The organism is Curtobacterium poinsettiae, from assembly GCF_025677645.1.
GTDB lineage: Bacteria > Actinomycetota > Actinomycetes > Actinomycetales > Microbacteriaceae > Curtobacterium > Curtobacterium poinsettiae_A.
Window position 1 is genome coordinate 1,923,398 of the sequence record NZ_CP106879.1, and the last position, 22,700, is coordinate 1,946,097.

At 66.4% G+C, this 22,700-nt stretch carries 5 protein-coding genes; all 5 read right to left on the bottom strand.

Annotation, left to right across the window (positions count from 1 at the left end; genetic code table 11):
- The 5 genes from OE229_RS09305 to OE229_RS09325 all read right to left on the bottom strand — a co-directional run bounded on the left by OE229_RS09305 (window position 1) and on the right by OE229_RS09325 (window position 22,271).
- A complete protein-coding gene (locus OE229_RS09305; protein ID WP_262137593.1) occupies window positions 1–6,399 on the bottom strand; it encodes a DEAD/DEAH box helicase in 6,399 nt (2,132 codons plus the stop codon).
- Window positions 6,396–10,448, bottom strand: a complete 4,053-nt coding sequence (locus OE229_RS09310; protein ID WP_262137594.1) for an Eco57I restriction-modification methylase domain-containing protein — start codon at window positions 10,446–10,448, stop codon at window positions 6,396–6,398. The genes OE229_RS09305 and OE229_RS09310 overlap by 4 nt, the downstream gene beginning before the upstream one ends.
- Window positions 10,449–11,072: 624 nt before the next feature.
- The gene (locus OE229_RS09315; protein WP_263344379.1) at window positions 11,073–13,976 is read right to left on the bottom strand and encodes a DEAD/DEAH box helicase; all 2,904 of its coding nucleotides are present in this window, start codon (window positions 13,974–13,976) and stop codon (window positions 11,073–11,075) included.
- 169 nt (window positions 13,977–14,145) lie between these two features.
- Window positions 14,146–18,954 (bottom strand): DEAD/DEAH box helicase, encoded by a 4,809-nt coding sequence (locus tag OE229_RS09320; protein ID WP_262137598.1) that lies wholly within the window; start codon window positions 18,952–18,954, stop codon window positions 14,146–14,148.
- Entirely contained in the window at window positions 18,951–22,271 is a 3,321-nt protein-coding gene (locus OE229_RS09325; protein ID WP_262137599.1) for a hypothetical protein, read from the bottom strand. The genes OE229_RS09320 and OE229_RS09325 overlap by 4 nt, the downstream gene beginning before the upstream one ends.
- Between the last annotated feature and the right edge of the window lie 429 nt (window positions 22,272–22,700).

The following is a 22,700-nucleotide window of genomic DNA, read 5'->3' on the forward strand; positions in this document are numbered from 1 at the left end:
TCAGGAGTCCTTCCGGTGGTGCGGGATTCGGAGGAGAGCAGGATCGTCCGAGGGGGACACGAGGGACCAACCCTCGCCGAGGAGGTCATCGCGGTCCGCACTGCTCAGCAGTACGTCGAGCGCGATGCGTTCCCCTGGCCATGCGACCGGGATGGGGATGCCGCTGGCCGTTTCGTGACCGAGGGCGGGCACGGCGATGCCGACTTCCGCGAGCGGCTGGAGGACCGCTGCCTCTTCCGGTTCGGCCAGCGCGATCAGCTCCTGCCACTCCGTGGTCAGATCCGCGCGGGACTCGTCGCGAATCGGCGCCGTCGGCGCCACCGCGACGCTGGCTGTGGCACTGGCAGTCGTGATCGTGACCGGCTTCGCCAAGCGTGCTCCGAGCAGGTTCGACAGCCGCAGCCACCGTTGCCACGCCTCCCGGAACCCGGGCGCGGTCAGTGCTTCTGGCCCATCGTCGAGCACGAGCACTGTCTCAGGCGGCGTCGCTCCCGTCACGCCGGCCGGACGACGCGCGAGCATCGCCAGGTGTGTGGAGCGCAGTGCCCACGAAGTCGGACCGACCGTGAGTGGACCCGTGCTATCGAGCGCGAGCGCGATTGCCTGCTCCACGATCGACCCGCTCTCCGCGACCATCCGCCCCCTGCGGATTGCGAGCATCGGGAGCGCATCGGCGAGACGCTCGGTCCGTGCTGCAGCATCCTCCGGGCCTTGGATCCAGCCCATCAGCGTCGTGACCGGGTTCTCCCGAAGCATCGTCACGTCCGCAGGCGTCAGCTGGAAGGGCCCGGCAAACTTCATGGACATCGACGGGTCGTGGACGTCCAGATCGGGCTCCGCTTCGTCGTCCCGCAGACGGCGCAGGTCGTCCCAGGTCAGCGCAATGACGCGGTAGCCGAGATCGCGCAGGCCCTGGCGCTTCGTCACGTCGTCTGCCAGTCGCAGATGCGCTGGCGACGCGTGGTAGGCGAACCCGTCCGCGTAGATCGCGACCGGCGGGACCGGAGCGCCCGATGCCTCGAGCACGAAGTCCGGCCGAGTGCCGCCGACGAGCTGCTGCGGCCGTAGCGACCACGTGCGGTGCTGACCCGGCAGTGTGACCTGGATCGTCGATCCCCACTCGCCCGGGATCTCCTTGAGGCTCGCGCCGAGCGCCGTCACACGCTCCTTGAACACCTTCCGGAACCACTGCTCGAGGTGCGACTCCGGGTCCTGGACACCCGGGTCGACCTCGGTCGTCGACCATTCCGAAGCGCTGCCGTTCTGGTACTGCAGCAGCACATGGAGGTTGTGGAGTGCGCTCGTGCGCGAAACGCTGCCCACGTCGCCTCCGGGAGCGAACGGCAGCAGACACTTGTCGCACGCCGCTCGCACCGGGTCGGTTGCGCAGTCGCACCGCTCCAGGGCTGCGAGGGCCTCTTCGAACACCTCGCGGATGCGCGGGGGGTCGGCGAGGTCGGCGAGGTAGCCCGTCCCACCCGGCACGGTGTCGTGGATGAGCAGCGCGAGGTTGTTCACGTCCTCACCAGGGACGGGTTCGACGATGGTCGCGAGCTGGAGGTGGTCAGGGTCCCCACCGATGACCTCTCGCAGACCGAGCTGGATCGCAGCGGACAAACTCGGCATCGACAGGGCGTCGCCGACGGTCATCGACGGCGGGACGCGGAGCACGATGGCCTGTGTCGTGAGCGTCCGCGTGAGGGCGATGGTGTCCGTGTGCTCGGCGCGGTCCTTCCGGAACCGACACCACGCACGGTGTTCCCATGCATTGTTCGTGTCGCCTTCCCGGTCGAGCTTCCCGCACCCCTTGCAGACGCGGAACAACGGTGCGGCGTGCTCCGATCCGGCGACGAATCGACTCGCGCCGAGCCCGGCACGACCGAGGTTCACCCAGCGCAGCGTCATCGACCGCGCGAACTTGCAGCCGAACCCGACTTCCTCGACGTACCACTGCGCCGACACGTCCGCGTCGTCGAGGTCCGCGGCGAGCTGGACGGTGAAACGGACGCGTTCGCGTTCCTCATTGGCGTCACTGATGCTCGACTCGTCGCGGCGGATCTCGGCCGAGACGTGCTCGATCTCGACGACGCGGAGTCGCTGGTCGACGTCTGCGATGGCGGTGCTCGAGCACCGTGGACAGGTCGGTATAGGACCCTGGTCGAGGTCGCGGGCGAAGCCGCACTCAGGGCAGAACGCCATGGTCCGGACCCGCTCACCGTCGGTCCCGAGGTCGACGGCATCGATCGTCACGTCGAGCCCCTGCGCGTAGAAGTGCGCGCCCGGTGCGAACTCACTGATCGCCCGGCTGCGCCCTCGCTCGTAGCTCCGCTGTTCCTCGGCGAACTCGCCGGACTCGGGGTCGATCCAGGTGAGACCGACATCCAGTTGCACGCGGTCGTCGAGCAGCGTGTAGTTGGGGAGCACACCGTACCGTTCGAGGGCCGCGACCCAGAACTCGGTCCGCCGTTGCCCTGACTGCTTCCTCGCGAGGCGCAACGAGGCTGCAGCAGCCCTGGCGGCGGACACGTCGTCGCTCTCTTGGGTCTGGTCGGCAAGACGCTTGAGTTCGGGCAGCGACTCCTCGATCGTCTTGATCCGGATCCGGATCTGCTCGAGTTCCTGGTTCCAGTGCAGGCTCGCGTCGAGCAGCGTCCGCGCGAGCTGGCTCGATCGCTCGGCTGTGCCCACCGGCCGCGCCCAGTCGGCCAGCCCACCGATCACGTCCTCGTTCAACGATCCGAATGCCCCCGTGAAGCGAGCGAGGTGCTCGTCCGCGTGTTCTTCCGCATGCCTGATGACCAGGTCGAGGAACGATCCCGCAGCGGAATCGCCGAGGACCTTCGGCGCGTACTGGATCTCCGGGATCTCTCCGGCGGCAGCGAGTTGGTCGATGACGAACGCGGTGTACTGCCGTCGCAGGATCTCGACCGCGTTGAGGTAGGTCGCGGGTGGACGGACCGCACCGTTGATCACGGAGGACGGATCACCGATCTTCGGCAGCTGGTCTCCTCGTCCGAGGACGAACGCGAGGATGAGGGCGTTCCCCGTCAGACGTCCGGCCCGTCCGACACGCTGCAGGTACGACGACACCGTCCGGGGAAGTCCCGCCAAGAAGACGGTCGACAGGTCACCGATGTCGATGCCCATCTCGAGGGTCGGGGTCGCGACGAGGACGTTCGGAGCGTCCGGCTGCGCGTCGCTGTTCTTGAACTGGGTCTCGTAGTCCAGCCGGAGCTTGTCCTCGAGCAGGCTCGTGTGTTCGCGAGCGACGACACGGCGCATCTTCCCGTTGTCGTACTGGTCACGGTAGAAGTTTTCCGGCGCAGCGTCCTTCAGCAGCAGCGTGCCGGGGCAACGCGCCATGGTGCACGGGCCGCCTGCGAGTTGCTCCACCGTCGTGCGCGCGGACGGTGTCTCGGTCTCGCACGTGTCGCACACGAGCGTCTGCCCGGTGCCGTCGCTGACGACCGGCGCGATGATGATGCTGCTCGGCGCGAGTCCGTAGGCACGTGTGTCGCCACCTGCGATCGGCCTCGACGTCACGATCCCCTCGCGGTCGAGCGTCTCGAAGAGCCGTCGCGCGAGCTTCTCGCCCGCAGACGGCACGACGCCGAGGCAGCGAGCCGTCCAGCGCGCGTACCAGCTCTGCGACGACGCGACGGTGTCGAGCGCCGACTCACGCGCGCCGGTTGTCTTCTTGCCCACCCGCGCGAATGCGGGCGCTTCGCGCCCTTGTGGGAAGGCGGGCATGCCCTCGTGCCTCGGCCGGCCGCCCCACACCCAGTGACGGTTGCCGTCGTTCTCGACGTACCGGACCAGCCATGGGTGGTCGATCGCGCCGCGCTCACGCAGCCGTTCGAGGGTGCCGCGCACCCAGCGGACGACGGATGCGGCGTCGAGGAGACCATCACGGGTGTCGTCGAGCGACCCGGCGACTTCGAGACCTTCGACGGCTGCGCGACCCACAGCCTCCAGGCGACTTGCCGGCCCCGCTTCGACGTGGGCGGCCAGACTGCCGGTCTCCTCGAGCGTGCGCCCGACCCGAGATTCGAGCCCGAACTCGAGCGCGAGGTCGAAGGCGAGCCTGCGCTGCACACGCTTTTTGACGACTGCCGACACGGCCTTGTCCGTGTCCCAGAACCCGCGGAAGCCGTTCCGCTCGGCGAGGTCGGGAGGGAGGAGCCGGTACCGCTCGCTCGGTGTGTGCGCGGCGGCGATCATCGCCGCGGGGATGTCGTCGAGCGTCGTCTCCTCGACGACGGCTTGTCGGACGGCGTTCCGCAGGTTGAAGACCCGAGCTCGGCTCTGGATGAAGCCCGCGCGGTGAGCGGCGTCCTGCACGCTGTCGGTGAAGACCAGAGCCTTCTTCTCACCGACGTCGAGGTGCCGATCACCGAACAGGGTCGTCACCACCGTGGAGAGCTGTGTGGCGATCGCCGAGCCCAAGAAGCGGATGCCGTTCGTCTTGCCGCAGTTGGGGCAGACGTCGTCGCGGGACTCGTCGTCCGCGTCGTTGCCCGTCAGCGTCAGGACCGGCACCGCGACGCCCTCGTCGTCGGCGTCCGGGCGTTCGCTCGTGATCTGCCGGTCGGCGACGCGGAACCACCACGGACCGGTGGTCAGTCCATCGTCGTCACTCTCGCCGTCGAGGGCGAGTTCTCCTTCCCGAGGAGCGTGGATGAGCGCTCGGAACCGGCTCTTCGACAGCTTCGTGGCGTGGTTCCGGCGGATGTTCGCATCCGTCTGCGCCAGGTCCCAGCCGGTCGGGGCAAGTTCGACACCCCAGCCGCTGCGACCGCAGTGCCGGCAGTACAGGGCGGGGAAAGCCGGTGCAACGTCCGCAGCGCCCGGCCCGATCCCGGTATCGGTTCGGAGCTCTCCGTCGTCAGCCCAGCGGAACTCGGGCAGCGCCTGTGCCGCCCGGTCGACGCGTGTGAGCGAGCGGACCCAAAGATGCAGGTCGACCGACACCGACCGGCGTCCGACCTCCTTGCGGAGGTGGCTGAGCGCGGCGAGCACCATCACGATCGTGGTGCGGCGGGCGTCGTCACGGTCCGCCGGCCGCTCCCCTGAGACGAGCTCGCCGGGGAACAGCGACCGCGCGAGCTCGGCGAGCGACGTCGCCTGCTCGGTCGCGATCACGAGCGAGCGGACGAACGGGTGAGCCAACACGAGGGTGAACTCGAGCTCGAGCCGGCCAGCGGCGTCGGTCGCCGAGGCAAGCGCTCCGGCGTAGCGCTCCTGCCCGTCCTCGTCCTCCACCGCGACGTAGAGCAGCTCGAGCACCGCCGCGGTGATCTCCTCCGGGCTACGCCGATGACCGGAGAGCTGCTCCTGGAGCTGCGCGGCGCGAGCGTCGATCAGCGGAACCGGTGCCAGGTGCAGCTTCTCGACCGCCTCGATGGCTTCACGAGCCCACTCGTCGACGGACAGACGTGTCTCCGTGACGACGCTCGACGCGTTGAACCCGCCGCCGAACACCGTGTTCGCGAACGCGATCATCGCGGTCGGGTCGCTCCCGTCACCGAGCGTCGCCGACGTGGCGACCGGCGTCACGACGCCGAGCGGACGCTGCCGCGCCGCAGCGTCGAAGTCATCGTCGGCCCAACGTCCCTTGAGCGCGAGTCCGAGGCGACGCAGCAGCATCGCCACGTCCGTCCCCTGCGCGCCGTCGTACGTGTGGAACTCGTCCAGGACCAGGTACTGGAGGCTCGTGGCGCTCTGGTCCCAGAGGGTCGCGTCCGACGGACGCAACAGCAGCTGGTCCAACATCTTGTAGTTGGTGAGCAGGATGTCCGGCGCCTGTTCACGCATGGCGGGACGGGAGGTGATCAGCCCGTCCTTCGTCACAGCCGAACGCTGTGGACCTTCCTCGCCGACGTAGAGCGCCGCACGGATCCCGCCGAGGGCCGAGTCGGTCATGATCAGGTCGGTGATGCGCCGAGCTTGGTCGTTCGCGAGCGCGTTCATCGGGTAGAGGATGAGCGCCTTGATCCCCTCGATGCCTTGGCGCTTTGCACGCAGGACGTGGTCGAGGATCGGGTAGAGGAATGCCTCGGTCTTCCCCGACCCGGTGCCGGTCGTGACGAGCGTCGGCTGCGGACCGTCGTGCTCAGGCGTCTGCAAGCTCGAGAGCCGGGCGATGGCTTCCGCCTGGTGCCCGTACGGAGCAATCGGGGGAGTCCACTCGAGCGCCGTCTCCCATCCGGGATCCGCTGCACGGAACGGCAGCCGGAGCCGGACGTACGGCCCTCGGAAGATCCCGTCCTCCGGGTCCTGCAGGAACTGCTGCAGCGTCGTCTGCGCCTCGGGCTCGGAAAGCGCGAACGTCGTCGTCAGGAAGTCGACGAGCCCCTTCGTGATCTCGCCGGCCTGCACGGAGGGGAGGAGCTCACTCATGCTTCGTCCTTCAGGAGCTTCTCGAAGTGGGCGTACGCCTGGCGCATGTCAGCCTCGCGATCGAGCGTCCGGAACGGCAGCTCGTATAGGTACGTGTTGCCCGACGCGTTCGTCGCAGTGCGCTCCTCCTCGCTGATTGCGTCCTGCTTCTGCCGCCATACCTTGAGGACCTCGTTCGGCACCAGCCGACCGTTCGCGTCGTAGAAGTACACGTTGCGGTCAAAGCCGTACAGCACGGCGAACTGGGTGCGATACAGCGTGCACAGCTCGTCGGCAGTCAGCCCGAGTTCCAGGCCAACTAGAGCATCTATCTCTAAGAGCGCCTGTCGACGGTCCGAAGCGCGACGAAGAGGCGACCGGGCCTCCCAGGTCGCTGGCGCAACTGAGAATTGTTGACGACCTGGATAGTCGATTCCCCCCGCCCACACCTCATTGCCCGGCTTCCAGACCTCATTCCATAAGGGTTCATAGGCGGCGGTCAACGCTTCGAGGCGGAGCGTACGAGCGATGACGAGATCGGCGACCTGGCCGGATATCAACGGCAGGCGATTGACGGTCGCAGCCGTGACCGCAGATTTTGGCGCGGTGCGTACGAGAAGGTCCAAAGGGAGGGCTTTCATAAGACCCGAAGCCAACACGGTGTCCCTATTCGAGGTCATCGCTGCGAAAGTATTAACGGTGTGGACGTGCGATGAGCCGGGCGGGTAGAGAGCGGCAATCAGAGTTCTCTCGTTAGCATTCGCCGCCATCGCCCGCCACGCCACTCGGTAGAAGTCGCGAGCAGGACGTTTCTCGGGACCCCAACGGGTGTACGCGGCGTCATAAGCAGCGCGGTCGCCGGCTGGCTTGTACGCGGTGACGGGCATTGCGTCAGGGGCAAGCGTCTCGAGGTCGACCGGGGACCAGTCCTTGTTGCTCGACATGCTCTCGTTCGGCGACTTGTAGAACGGGTTGCCGACGAAGATGTGGGGACCCTGCAGGATCGCGTCGTCCCAGGAATCGACCGGCCCCCAGTCGACTTCGAAGATGCCCTTCTTCCGGTCGATGCTCTCGTCCCATCCGCGGCTGAACTCGAGGCCGAGGTCACCGATGCGCTTGCTCTTGGAGAGCTTGTCGAGCACGGCGGCGGTCGAACGGTTCACCGCGTAGACCATCCGCGACTGCTGCACCGGCACCGACTCGTCTTCGAGGACGGCGTGCCAGGTGCCGAGCGTGTCGTCGGTGACGGACACGATCCTGGACTTGTGCGGCCGAAGATCCCACTTGCCATCGCGATCCTTCAGGCCTGGCTCTTCACCCTCGCCAGTGTGGCGGAGCGATCCGAGCACAGTCTGCGGATGGTAGAGATTCGTCGCTTGGGAGAAGTGGACTTCGCCGAAACTCGAGTACACGTGTGTGCCGTAAGTAACAAGATTGTGGATGTCGAACAGGCGGAGCTCGTTGACGAACTGCCAATGGCGCCGCAGGCGAGGGTACGTAGCGGCTCGCAGGGGGCCGGCTTTCTCATCCGTGAAATGTGTTTCGGGATGGATGAGCCCGATCGTTCCGGACCCGCTGCTGTGACTCCACGTCTGTGCCATGAAACAGCGGTAGAGGTCTGGCTGTAGTCCCGACAACACCGGGAAGTTGACGGGCGAACCGGCGAAGCTCGACAGAGCCACGATCTCGGACGTGCCGTCTACCAGCAGATCGCTGATGCCAGGGATCTCGAGCGTCTGCGCTCGCCGGGAGGTGACGGCCGACTGCGTCGGCTTCACGGCGAGCTGCCACCACGGGTCGCCCTCGGCAAGGAGCGCGTTGACATCCGACCGCGGCCGTACCCACGGCGGGTTGCCCACCTGCAGGTCGAAACCCCCGCGCTCGAACACGCTCGCGAAGTCGAGCTCCCAGTGGAAGAAGCCCTGCTGTTCTGCGACACGTTGCACCGCCGCAAGCCACGGGTGGTCCTGAAGAACGTCTGTGACATGGCGTGCGCTTGCGAAGTCGCGGTCATCGCGCTCCTCGTCGTTGAGCGCCTCCCAACCAGACTGCGATGAGCCGAGTGTCACCTGGCCGTGGGCGACCGCCTTCGGCTTCGCGACTGTCTGCTCTCCGAGGAGCTCGCGAAGGGTCGCGATCCACTCGTCGAGCGTCGGCGGGGCCGCACCGTCCGTGAGTGTGTTCGTGAGCGGCCAGAACCACATCGCGCACCACACGTCCATCACCCGACGGAGTCGCTGGTAGGCGCCGTCCTGGTCGTTCAGCGTCCGTTCGATCTCCTCGCGAGACACGACAGGCTTCCGCTGGGAGTCCGGTCGGTCGCGACCCCACAACGGGATGTCGCGTCGGATCTCTTGCTCGGCGATCGTCAGTCGACGCCGCGCGAGGTCCCACAGGGTCTCCACTCGGTAGGCGAGCGCGACGAGCTGGTCGATCTGCTTCGTCGTCGGCTTCGCCAAAATGCCGCGACGCCACGTCTTCAACGCTGCGAGCGCTTCCGGCGCGAGTTCCTTCGCTTCCTTCGCGTCGACCGCGCTGCCCCAACCCTCCGCGGGAAGGAGGAAGTGGTGCACCGCTCCGGCGGTCGACGCACGCAGTTGACCTTCACGGAGTTGCGTCTCGTTGAGGAGCGGCACGTCACGCGGGACCTGCTTGAGCCATGCCTTGCTCGTGATCGATGACCTGTCGTACACGGCACGGCGGGCTCCGATCAGCGAATTTCCGCGACGGAGGTGCAGGCCGAACCACGGAGCCTCGAGCCCCTCCGACATGGTGTCGAGCCACAGCGTGATCTCGGCGAACTCGACGGCAGTCGCGTTGAGATCGACACCGTAGACCTGGTGGAGCGCGATCGCTGCCTTGATCTTCTGCAGCTGGCGCGGCCGGTCGTCCGGGTCGACGCGTTCGCCGAGCTCCTCTTCTCGGCGCTTCAGGTACTGCTCCGCGAGCTGGCGGACAGCCTCGATCGCGAACGCTCCCGAGCCGAGTGCGGGCTCGCAGACCGTCAACGAGAGGATGTCCTCCGCGCTCGTCCGCTGGCCGTCCTGGTCGAGCAGCTCCTCGAGCGCTTGGGACACCGTGAACTGCGTGAGTACCTCGGGTGTGTAGTACGACGCGGACTGTTGACGCTCGCGGCCGGCGAGCCGGTAGACGAAGGAGCCCGCGGGATGCCGCACCCGCTTCGGCTGGCCCGTCGTCGGGTCCTCCCGTCTCACGAAGTGGTGCGGATCGATGCCGCTCTCGCGCCCGACGGGGACGACCCACGATCCCTTCGACGGGTCGCCGTTCGGCGCCACCTCGAACAGGTCCTCCTCGGCGAAGAAGCCCGTGTAGGACATCAGGCCCTCGTAGACCGCACCGAGCTGGTTGATCCCGAGGTCGGCGTAGCTGATGTAGCCCCGGTCCTTGCCCTTCGTCTCCTTGCTCAGGAGCAGTCGACGAAGCACCTGCTGCAGGTTCCGGTCGCTGAGACCGACCTCGCCGATCAGAGCGATCGCCTCCGGCTTGAACAGGTCCGCTCGCAGGCTCTCGAACTGGAGGCCCGGCTCGGCTCCGTCGTCATCCCTCGCCTCGGGCGCGTGGCCGCGGTCCACGAGCCGGAACAGCACGTCGAGCGACTGGTACAGGTGCGTCGCTCGCTCGCCCTGCGGGCTCTCGATCACGACGAGCGCGAGTTCCCGAAGACGATCGAGGCTGTAGCCGTTCTCGTACTCCGGCGCGTTGACCGGCAGGACGCCGAGTTGTGGAGAGGCCTCGGCGTAGAGGAGAAACAGGATCCGGTAGAGGAACCGCAGGGACTGCTTGGCCAGCGGCTGCGCCTGGTCCTTCGGCAGAGGCTCAAGCCCTTGCTCCCATCGACGCTTCACGACGTCGTTCGCGATGATCTCGATGGACTCGCGGACACCCTCACGGAGGTCCTCGGAGACGCCGACCGTGTGCTTGACCGCGTCGTCGAGCGTCGCGCTCCACCACACGTCGCCGTCGCCGTCCGGTGCGAGTGACGCAGCCTCCACGCAGGTCAGGACACGATCGATCTCGCCGCCGCGCTTGGCGTCGTTCCGTTCGCACATGAGCTGCAGGTCGAGCGCGAGGTACCGGCCCTCGTACCACCGGTCGCGTTCGGCGACCAGGAGCCAGCGGCCGGCGAACACGAGCGCGAACTTCGCCGTCCCCTCGAACAGGACCGACAGCGCGCGGACGACCGAGGTCAGCGGCTTCGGGTCGTCGTCGTTCGGCGTCCACGCGGACAGCAGTGTGTCGCCGTCCTTGGCGAGCAGGTCCTCCAGTTGCGCGACCGGCTTGGCATCGATCAGCGCCAGGGGCGCTGCGTCCTCCAGCCCGTGGATGGCCACGTGCCGGACCGGACCCGTCTCGTCGAGGTGGAAGACGCCCTGGACGTAGCCGAGGACGGACCGCAGCTGTGCCGACAAGGCGTGAAGGGCCTCCCGGCCGTCGGCCGCCTTGTCGGCGCCTTCCGGGTTCACGACGGCAAGAAGGTCCATCAGCTCGGCGCGCTTCGCCGTGAAGCGAGCGCGTGTGGACGGGCCGCCCGCCGCGTCCTCGGCGTCCCAAGCCGCACGTCGCTCGAGCACACGGCTCTGGAAGGACTGCGACTTTGCGTCTGTGGTGAGGTAGTGCTCGCTGATCCAGTCTTCGCCGACGACGATCGCTTCCGAGGTGAGGGTTCCCACGGGTCAGTGCTCGCTTCCAGGGTGTTCGGGGGCTGCCGGGCTGTCCGCCGGGACGACGACCAGCAGGGGGCGCACGAAGTGCTGGTTCGGCGTCATGCGGTCGACGAGCTTCGATTCGTCGTCGACGCGGTCTCGGTGCTCGCGGAGCCCGCGCAGTTGGGCCTGTTCCGCGGCGGCGCCCTGCCAGTCGTCGATCCGTGCGGCCCACTCGTGCACGCGTCGGCGGATGTCGTCTGCCGTGGCCTCCATCTGCTGGACCGCCTGGTTGCGGGCGGCTTCGACGGCCACGGGGATGAGGTGCTGCAGCGGTGCGGCGTCGACCGCTCCCGGGTTGGTCTTGGCCTCGGAGGTGAACCCGACGCGCGCCAGAGCGGAGCGTGCGTCGGCGTGCGGCTGGGTGAAGTGGAACGAGTGCTGCGCGACGTCGGGGAAGTCAACGGTGAGGAACGAGCCGGCGACGACTTGGCCGGCGCGGTTCGTCAGGGTGGCGTGGACGACGACGACGGGGTGGTCGACGGCGCCACGGACGGCGTACACGCGGTTGCGGCCGAGTCTGGAGAGCGCGCTGTCCGCCGCCCAGTCGAGGACGGGGTGTAGCGGGCCGAGGAAGTGCGCGTGCGGCCAGGTCGAGGGGCTCGACTTGTCGTTGATCGCGTTGTCCACCTCGGCCTTGCCCTGGATCGGTGTGGTCGCCAGGAGCAGTCGCTCCGTGACGCGCCGGTCGCGGAGGTACGACTGCGGCAGGACTTCGAGCCGCTGTCGGAGATCAGCCGTGGGTTCGATCTGTGCGATCGCGTTGGTGCGGGACCACGCGACGCCGCCGTGGTCGACGTCAGCAGTCGGTGTGGTGAAGCGTTCGGCCAGCGCTGTGTCGAGGAACGAAACGAGGTCCGGGAACAGGCCGGTACCGATGTCAGTCTTGTCACTCTGCTGACCGCTCGCGGTCTCGTACTTCGCGGTGTCATCGGATGCCTGTGTAGCGTCGTGCTTGCTCTCGCTCGCCTGCTCGGCGGCGAGTTCTGCCATGAGTCGCGTGATCTCGTCGCCGTCCTCGAGGGTCGCTTCGACGGTCGGCACCGCGTCGTCGAAGCTGCGCTTGCGGAGCAGCACGTCGCGGATCGCCGACTCCTCGGCGGCAGCGCTGTACTCGCCCATGAGCGAAGCGACGTCACCCAGCGCCGAGTGCGCCTCGGTCTCGCGCTCGAGGAGGTTCCGGAGCACGCGGACGTCGCCCGCGAACTCGTCGTCGTCGACGTCGAGCAGCAGGGTCGTGATGCGGGGCGAGTGCCTCTGGCCGTAGCGGTCGATGCGGCCGTTCCGCTGTTCGATGCGGATGAGGCTCCACGGGATGTCGAAGTGCACGAGTTCGTGGCACTGGGAGTGGAGGTTGACCCCCTCACTCGCGACGTTGCCGGTGATCAAGACGCGGATGGGGGAGGCGGACTGCTTGAAGCTGTCCACGAGTTCCTGCTGCTCCTGGTCCGTCAGCCCGCCGTGCATCACGCGGATCTGCTTGTCCGACAGCTTGAGGTCCTTCGCGAGCTTCTGACGCAACCAGTGGAGGGTCGCGACCCGCTCGGAGAACACCACGAGGCGTTCTTCCGACTTCGGGCCGACGCCGATGTCTTTCGCGTGCTGGAGCAGGCCGTCGTACTTCCCGGAGCTCGAGTCCAGCGCGGTGACGGTGAGCTGTTCGAGTCGCTCGAGCGCGTCGATCTCTCGCTGGACGTCGCTGTTGGCGTCGCCCGTGCGGAGCCGCTTCAGGCGCTCGCGTACCGATTCGTCGAGGGCGCTTGGCGACGACAGGAACGCCTTCGCGAGGGTCCAGGGGAAGAGCGATGCGTTCTCGCCCGAGTACGGGGACGGTCCGTCCTGTGGGTGCAGCCAAACCGTGGAGAGCTCCGTGGCGATCGCTGCTTCTGCCGGTGACGGCGGCACCAGGACGTTGTTCGGCTCCTGCCGTTCCGCCCAGTCGGCGCCGACTTCCATCGCAACGGCCGGACTGTGCCGGTGCCGGCGGATGATGAGCCGCTTCACCTCGTCCTCGATCAGATCACCCTCGGGGGTCACCGCGGTCGGGTCGAGCAGGCGGACGAGCCGAGCGAACGAGTCCTTCTTGCCGTTGTGTGGCGTCGCGGACGCGAGGATGAGCGCGTCCGTCTGCGGGGCCAGGCGTGACGCGAGCTCGCCGTTCAGCGTCGTGTTGTTCATGACGTTGTGCGCTTCGTCGATGACGACGGCGTCCCAGCGCTGCTTCTCGAGGTGGCTGCGGTACTGGCTCTGCTTCAGCGTGTCGACCGAGATGATCGCTCGCTTGTACATGCTGAACGGGTTGCGGGTCGCCGGGAGCTTCTGGCGCACGCGCTGGATCCCGAGGGAGTCGAGGCGGACGAATGGGAGCGCGAACTTCGTCCACATCTCCTGCTGCATCTGCTCGAGCACGTGCTTCGGCGTCACGATGAGGATGCGCTCGCCGCGACCGCGCCGGACGAGCTCGGAGAGGATCATCCCGATCTCGATGGTCTTGCCGAGACCGACCGCATCCGCGATCAAGATGCGGGGACGGAGGTTGTCGCGGTCGAGGGCCTTGCGGACCGCGGCGCGCTGGTAGTCGAGCGGGTCGGCGAGCATCTGGGTGCTCACGGTCAGGGCGTCCTCGTGCAGCGGAACCGGGGTCTTCCGCAGCGTCGCCTCGAGCCACAGTTTTGCGCTGCGGTAGCCGGACGATCCGTCTGCTTCGACCGTGGCTCGGGCGGGATCGAGTGGCTCGATGTCGTCGAGATCGCTGTAGAAGGTGGCGGTGGTGTCGCGGACGAGCTCGGACAAGCCCTGAGCGGTGACGAGGAGACCGGAGCCGGTCGGGGCCGTCGAGAGGACGAGCCACTCGGCGTCGCGGACGAGCACCACGCTTCCAGGGGCGACGTTCGGCCAAGCTCGGTCGGTGGTTGTCGAATCGACGTCGATCAACGACACGTGTTGCACCCTCTCACCCGAGCGAAGCCGCAGTTGTCGGCTGCGCCGGTTCTCACCCTAGCGCTGCGATCGATCCTCGCTTTTCGCGCTTCTCTTCCCTCCCTCATCGGACAGCGCGGCGCACGGCGTCGACCACGACCTCGTCGGCAGCTGATCTTGCGGTGAGGATCTCCCAACCTTCGGAGACGAGCCACGAGTTCCTCTGGATGTCGTCGTCAATGACGACGGCCACCCTGGAATCAGGCCAAGCGAGCTCGACCTGCCATTCGTTCGACGGACCGACGTCCATGCCGATCACTGGTGCGGGAACGTCTCGCAGTGCCGCCAGGATGCCGAAGACGGCGGGGTCGGCTAGTTCCGCGGTCGACTCTGAAGAGCCGGAGGACCCTTCGTCGAGCAGGGCAGCGAGGTAGTCGCCGGCGAGGCCACGAGCGAGGTCATCGTGGTGGCGTTGGTTCGAGAAGGTCCGGAGGCAGCGGTAGCAGCTCGTCTCAGGGCCGCACTCACAGTCGCGAACGGTTCGTAGTGCTCTTGCCAGCACGGCTTCCAAGTGGTCTGCGATCAGCCGTGCGTAGCCCGCGCCGCCCGGTACCGTGTCGATCAATGTGATCGATGCGGTTTGTCCGTACCCATCCGTGACACCGTCGATGTTGTCCCGAGAGATCTGCAGCTGGTTCGCCGCGGCCTGCAGGACGGCGTAGAGGGTCGAGAGGGAGGTCGCGCTGACATCGGAGCCCGTCCACGGTCGGCTGAATGAGATCCGAACCACGTCTGTTTCGTACTTGTGTGCCAGGGCGTAACCGCGCGAGTAACCGGTGCATGTCTTGCCGGTGCGTGCGTGCTTGTGATCGCCCGCGGGACGTTCCCCGAGCACGGGTTCCGCGCGACCACAAAAGTCGCACACCCAGAAGCCCCGATCCGCTGGACCGACGTTGATCCGTACCATACGCGCCCGTTCAGCGAGCTCGACGCCGACGACCCCGCCGAGGAGTTCGTGTTCCACTGCCGACACGGTCACCCCTTCCGAAGCCAGGCGTGTCTCGCCTCTCCAGCTTGCCAGCGGCTGTGACTCCCCAGGTCGATCCTTCCCACCCTCCGCGATGAAGCCGAACCGCGGTTCGAAGTACTCTCGAGGAGCACCGCTCGGGCTGGTTCCACAACGGGCACACGGCTCATCGTCGCGTTCGAGCGATTCGGTGTACAGCCCGCACTCCTTGCAGATGCGGAAGTGGACGGGAGGCAGCTCGCGTTCCCGCCGACGGCCGAGACCGACCGAAGTCCATACCTTGCCGCCGGCAACGATGCGGGCGCCCGGCGCGTACTCGAAGATCGCCTGGGAGAGGTCCCGAGACAGCTCGAGCTTGCCGCTGAGCGGAGAGTCGAGTTGCGTCTGCATCTCGACCGTGTCGACCGGGAATCCGTACTTGGGAAGCAGATTGTGGTTGGCGAGGAATCCGATCAGCTCGCGATGCTGAACGGTGCGGAGCATCCGGTTGTACCTGTCGCCGAGCCCTCCTTTCTGCTTCGCGAACGCGTCAGCGGCCGCCTGCCGGTAGAACGCGCTCTCCTGGACGAACTCTTCGGATGCTCGCTGGATCAAGTCGGCCAGGGAGCGTTGCCAACGGTCGGACCGTGCGTACTCGGTTGAGACCGTTCCGTTCAGCGCGGTGTCGATCGAGTCCTGCACGTGCTCCGGGAGTTCGGCGACCCAGGTTGTGAGGCCGTCGGAGCCCCGGAATCCGTCATCTGCGTCGAAGAAGTCCATCACTGAGCGGAAGCGCCGGCGGTGCTCATCCCACTGATGACGGAAATACGCCCCGATGACGATCGAGAACACGTGCCGCTCAGCGATCCGCTCGTTCGCGATCGGTACCGTCGGAGGGCGTACTGCGCCGGCGATCAGCTGCCTCGGATCAGCGAACATCGCGAGATCGTGCGAGCGCCGTTGCGCATAGGTGAGGACGAGCGCAGCGCTGTCGACACGTCGTCCGGCACGCCCCGCCCGCTGCACGTAGTTCGACACCGTCGGAGGGACATTGCGGAGGACAACGGACTGGAGCTCGCCAACGTCCACTCCGAGTTCGAACGTCGTGGAGCAGGAGAGCACGTTCATATGCCCGGCAACGAAGTCCTGCTGGATCGAAGCGGCCTCATCACTGGTCCACTGCGCCGTGTGCTCGGAAGCAAGCATCGGCACGACCGTGGATTCGCGGTACAGGACTCGGTAGTGATCCTCGTCAAGATCGGGGGATGGGAGACGCCACTGCTCCATCCGACCCTGACAACGGTAGGTCTCGCAGACACCGCGAACGTTGATGGATGAGACGCGACGGCAGACCGAGCATCGCCAGAGATCGGATTCCTCGTCGTGCACGACGGCTTCGATCTTGTTCGGATCAAGCTGCTGGACCACCCCGGTAGCGGGGACCGAGAAGGACGTGAACCAACCGAGCGCTTCGGGCCCGTCTGTTGTGAGGAGGCGCCAGATGCCGTTCAGGACTTGCTCGACGTTCGCGTCGACAGATATTGCGCGGAAGACGCGGTTGAGGTAGTCGGAACGCCGGTTGGCGCCACGCGTAGGCAGCCAGCTCAAGACTTTTCGCGGTCCGTCCGCACCGGCGCCGCGGATGTAGATGGGACCGAGACGGGGCTCGAAGAGCGGGTCGCGAGGGTCGACTCGCTCGAGAGAGCCGACACCGCCCTGGACACGGACCGATCGGACGAGGGCCTGCAAGAGTTCCGATGATTCTCGGCGGTTGAATCCGAGGGACTCGAGGGCGGGTACGGCTCGTAGGGTTTCAACATCGTGCATCCGCCAGGAGAGCAGGCCGGTGCCTTCAAGCGACATGCGGTCGTCGAGGCTCAGAAGTTCGGCCTGTACCCAGGTCTCCGCGCGTGTCTGGCGATCCAAGGCTGTGGAAGAGACATCGAACACCCCTCGGGCCGCTGCCGACCTGCGGACGACGCTGGCGATGTCCGTGGTACGAGGCGCCTCGTTCTCGAAGGTCGCTGAGCGCGCGGCCTCGAGGACGAGTCGTCGGCGGATGAAGCGGGAGTGCGAGTCTTCGACGAAGGGTGCGAAGAACGCAGCCTGTTGCCTGCTGTCGCTGAACACGAGCAACTTCCGGCCGCCGCCCGGCAGCTCCGCTTCCTCAGCGGCAACGGCCGGGGGCAGTTCCTCGTACAGAGCCGAGGTCAGCACTCCGACGGCGGCGTTGTTGCCGCTCTCGAACCGACGCACCACGTTGGGACGTGCCGATCCGCAGTGGAGGCACCTGCCTGGACGCGCCGCGCGGATGCGCTGAGCGCGCACGAGGGGTTGTCCTGCGCAGCTGGCGTGGCGGCAGCTGGTCGCCTCTCGAGCGGTCATCCAGCCACATCGAGGACAAAGCCGGACAAGCGATGTCGATTCTTGAGGAAGCGTGTCCGGGGCGAGGTTCACCTCGTCCTCGTCGTACTGCTCTGGGAGAGGAGGCTCGAGACTGAGCCAGGTGACGCGTTCCGTTGCTCCTGACTTCGGAGTGAACCAGTGTTCACCGTCCGCAGTCCGTTCGGACCCGTACAGGTACGTGCCACCGCAGTTGCGACAAGCGGCGAACTCGAACATTGCGCCGGCACACTCGACACAGTGCTCACGCCTCACGAGAGCCACATGCGGGCCACTGTCGGTGAGGCACGTGAACGCGCCCTCGGTCGCTCGCGCGAACAGGTGGTACTTCGCATCGAGTGGTTCTCGAGAGACGTCTGTCGACGGCTCGTTGGCGCGCGCGATGACGTCGACCAGTGCGGTCCGATTCGGGATGGAGGGGCCGAGCAGCGCGGCCAACTCATCGAGCGTCCTCGGCTGTTCGGAAGCGAGCCGTTGAACGACACGGATTGGGTCCTCGCCCTGCGTGTCTTGCGGCGAGACGACATCGCGTCTCGCGGTCACCACATCTTGGTGTCCGCTTGTCGACTCGTCGTGTTCGAAGGGGACGCCGAAAAGGTCTGACGCGAACGTGGCCGCTCTTGCGTGGTCGGTCCCGACCGTTGCGCTCGTCGCGATGCACTGGATGGTCCTTGTTCGGGCCACCCGCTCCCGGAGACGCCGGAGCAAGAAACCAACTTCGGCTCCGGTCGCGCCGTCGTAAACGTGCGCTTCGTCAACGACGACGAAACGCCACGTGCCGCTGTGCTCAGAAGTCGTGAAGAGCTCGAGGTCCGCGGGCCGAAGAAGGAGGTACTCGAGCATCGCGTAGTTGGTCAGGAGGATGTGCGGCGGACTCGCTCGCATCGCCTCTCGACTCAGCAGTTCGTTCGGGAGCCGAGGAACGCCGGGGTTCTGTCGTTCGAACTGAGCAACGGCGTCGTCCTCCCGCTCACGCGTGTCACCGGTGTACCGGCCGAACGTGATCTCCGGGGTCTCCGCCAGCAGGATGCGGAGGCGCTTGAGCTGATCGTTCGCGAGGGCGTTCATCGGGTAGAGCAACAGAGCGCGAACGCCTGCGCTGATGCTGCCCTCGGTCGCTTCTCGCTGGATCGCGTCGAGGATCGGCAGCAAGAAGCTTTCCGTCTTGCCGGACCCCGTGCCCGTGGCTACGACGACATTGCGTCCCGCGGCGATCTTGCGGATCGATTCCTCTTGGTGGGAGTAGAGCGATCGATCAAGCGGGAAACGCGAGCCGAACCGCGCGAACCGGGGGGACAGGGTCCCCGCGTCGATGAGCTGCTGAGCAGTTGCTCCGGTCAGGTACGGAGGTTGGACATGCAGGTACGGGCCCTTGGTGAGTCCGCGCCCCGCTTCGCGCTCGACGGCGTCGCTCAGCGCCTTGTTCAAACGCTCGTCGACCGGTTCGATCAAGGTCTTGAGGTACCGCTTGTACGTCGTCGTGACGACTTCGCCGACCCGAAGCGGATCGATCGTTCCGGTCACCGTCGGCTCCAATGTTCGATCCAAATGTCTGCGAGGACGAGGTCTTGTTGCACCAGGCCCGGTGCGGCCCGCGCGAGGACCTCGAGGTAGGGCCGTGTCAGCTCGTGAAGGCGTGCCGCGCCTCCGGCGCTGCGGGCCGTCGCTCTGGCCACCAGGGCGAATGCGATGGACATCGCCGGCAGACTCGTCCAGTCCTCGTCACCGAAGCGACGACGGATCGGTGTCAGTGCCGACCGTCCGTAAACCTTTTCGAAGTAGGAGCACACTACGTCGAGCATGTGCAGACCGTTGCGCAGGTCGTAGGTGGCTTCAGCTCGGTTGTCGAACAGCTCCTTCGCGGCGGCCGCTCGGCTGTCCTTGTCGAGGAGTGATGTCGGCACGCAGTTCGCGACCCGCCAGAGCGCGTCCACCCGCTCGCGAGGCATGCGAGCCAGCTTCTTGGTCGTGTCGTCGAAACGCCCGACATTCGCCAGCGGATCCGAGGCGCTCTTCGAGAACTCTGAGAACACGTTGCCGAGAGCCCGGTCGCAAGCATCCGCATCCGCCGATACGAGTGCCTCTGGTCCGCTGCGGATCAAGGTCAGGTAAGCAATCCCGGGGAGGAAGTCCCACATACGACTCGTGGATCGGTAAGTGCCGGGCGCGACCGTTGCCACATCGGCACCGACGATGAGGCCAATCGAGGGATCGAGCACACTTCCGTTCTCGATCAAGTTGGGGACGAGAGCGCGGACCGGCCGGATCGCAGCAACGAGCTGCTGCCGCAGTCGGGAGCCCGGTTGATCGAACCGATCCAACGTGCTGCCGGAGTACAGACTCATAGCGAGCGGAAGGTTCTGCGGTGTCACGTCGAGCGGCTCCATGCCGGCGAGCCAGGACCGAATTCCACGTTCAGAGGGCTCATGCGGTTCTTCGAGCTGATCGACCGCCACACGGAAGACGTTCTCAGAGGTTGAGGGCGTTTCGGCGCTCCAGCGGCTAGGAACCCAAGGATCCTGAGTCCTGACCTCCGCAACAAGTTCTCCCTCGTAGAGCAGGTCGGAGGTGAGAACGACTGCGCCCTGATCAGCAGTCAGCACGATCGGCGGTTGCCACGGCGCGAACCGCCTGTAGATGCCGACTTCGATGGGTTCGTCCGTGCGGAGGCCTTCGAGGAGGAGTCGCGCTCCCTCTCGGCCGACAGTGCTCACGATGGCGCGCGGTCGGACGCGTGCCACCAGCGTTCGTGTCCCGTTCGCACCGACGTACAGATCCAGGACCTCGTGCTGACCGACGGTGTCCGCGATCTCTGCGAGGGTGAAATCGGACACGCCGTCTCGACGTCGGCGCTTGGGGGCGAGCGTCTGAACAAGGAGCTCGCCATGCATCGCCACAAGGTGAGGGTGCTCGTCTACCGACCCGTGACGTACACGAACCGATAGAGAGCTGACTTCGTCGGAATCGACCAGGAGTGGTGTGGTGCTCGCGACGCCCTCCGATCCTGCTCGGATGAGCGCAACGGACATCGACGGCACCCTAATGCTGACGGCGACGGAATTCCCTTCGTCGTCTCGTGCTTCGAGAGCAGCGGTAGAACGGCGCCGACCCAATACGAGTGAGGAATGTGATGTGACGACGCCAGAGAGGCAGCGAACTTCGACACTCGCTGGTTCGAGCCCGTCATGTCCGGACAGCATCCGACGGAAGTTCACATCGGGTGACACTGTCAGACCCGAAACGATCGTCATTCGCCTGCGCGTGCCGCGTCCGAGCGGCCCGGACACTTCTAGATCGAACGCGCCGACGAGCGGCTTATCGCAATGATCAGTCAGCTTGATGTCGGCCGGGCTCCGCTCCGCGACGACCGTAGTGTCGAAGACCGACGAACGGTCGCTCGCGCGCCGGATCGACAACCGCCAAGTGACTCCGTCTGAGGGGCTCTCTGTTCCAATGGACGGGGCGCCGGGAATGGTGATTCGGGGAAGCACTCCGTAGACGCCTTCGCCGTCCATGGCCGTTGCGAAGGCGACGGCGGGGGGCAGGATGATCGACGGCCGCATCGTGGCGGAGGTGTAGCGCCAGGGTGTCGTTCCTCGCAGACGGAACTGCGCGACGTCCCTGAGGTCGACTCTAACGAACAGCCAGTCGCCCCACCCCAGCGGGCTGTCGACGATGTCCGCGTGCAACCCGGGCCCGTCGTACTCGAGGAGCTGCTCGAGCGGGAGCCCATCTGGGTTCGGCGCTGCCACCCAGACCGCACCCCGAGGCAGGCTGTTCCTCGGAGGGAGGAGTAGGCCGGTCTGTCCGTCGAACACGATCAACGGGTCGTTGGGATCGATCAGCGGAAGCTCCCACGACTGATCCCCCGGCGACACCTGCACGAGTACGTCGCGCGCGACTCGATTCACAGGGACTCGGATCTGCTCGACCGGGTCTCCGGGCCACGGCGGGTCGGCTCGCAAGCGCAGCGCGAGATCGTCGCCCCGGACCGTCCACCACACTGTGTCCTCCGTCAGAACCTCCAACGGTGGAAGGCTGACCTCGACACCTTCCGAAGCGCTGAACACCAAACGGGGGTGCAGCTCGATCTCGCGCCCGCGCGTCCGCGGTCGTGCAATGCGCTTCTGCCCGAGTTCTTCCAGACCACGGAGTAGGTCAGGCTGCATGAGCCTCGGAAATGCGGCCACGTCCGCTGCGTCGACACCATTCGAGCTCCAGACTTCGAGCAGGTCGAGACATCGGTCGACAAGGTCCTCCGCAATCTCGCGCCCCTCCGTCAGGAAGCGATAGGTCGGGACGTCGAGCTTGTGCACGAGTGTCGCCGTGTGCGTGCTGGTCCGTCGGAGCCATTGACAGAACTGCCGGCCGTCGAGCCCTTCCGTGATGGCAGCTCGGCGCGCAAGGAGCTCGAGGAACTCGTCCATACGTTGTCCCGGGATACCGGTGTGCATGAGGATCTCATCGACGTTCCGGCGGGGAAAGCTGAACCGAGAAAGCCCGAACGAGTTGAGTGCAACACGGAACGCATCCGACAAGATGATCTGATCTGCCTGCGGAAGCTGGTGTCCCAGCGCTTCCTCAACGAACGGCCACATCCCGCCGAGTCGGTACTCGAACGCGGTGTTGCAGAGCCCGACGATGAAGGTCGCGCGGTATTTGTTGAGGAATGCGGATCGACGGGAGGGCGTGCTCGTCCACGGGTAGCTCCGCCCGATGATCGCCAAGACCTCTCTCGCGAGCTGCGGGTCGACATCGGCTTCCATCACGAGAGAGCGGCCTGTCAGCAAGCTTCGCCACTCGGTCTCGAGTGCGTCGAACTCATCTTGCGTAGTGATCATCTTGCTCTCCCCGTCCGGATGGCAGCGGCTCAGGATATGAGTCCTCACCGACGTTCGGAAGACGATGCGCGTGCCGCCCGATCCCGGCGGAGGCGCCTTCCGGTCCGAACGAGGTCCGAGAGCCGAGCGACGTCGTCGGTGACGACCTCCTGCACGCGATGGATACGAACGTCGCCGACAGACGCTTCGCGCTGTGCCTTCCCATCGACCAGGTGCACTCCGATACCGGCGAGCGACGCGGATACACAGGCGATTTCGGCTTGGAGCACTCTGCGAGGTCGTAGCGTTCGGCGCGCTGCTCGGCTTCTTCCGTCTGCGGTCGGTGTTCGTCGGTACGGCTGAGGAGCCGGAGGGCTTCTGCCCCGGCAGAGGTGCCGGCGATGGTCACGATGGTGCTCCCTTGAGGAGTGTCCTGATCACACCACCGCC

What these genes read in the sequence shown, in the direction of transcription:
- OE229_RS09305 (WP_262137593.1), bottom strand. Translation starts at nt 6,399, where the DNA reads ATGAGTGAGCTCCTCCCCTCCGTGCAGGCCGGCGAGATCACGAAGGGG.
- OE229_RS09310 (WP_262137594.1), bottom strand. Translation starts at nt 10,448, where the DNA reads ATGTGCGAACGGAACGACGCCAAGCGCGGCGGCGAGATCGATCGTGTC.
- OE229_RS09325 (WP_262137599.1), bottom strand. Translation starts at nt 22,271, where the DNA reads ATGATCACTACGCAAGATGAGTTCGACGCACTCGAGACCGAGTGGCGA.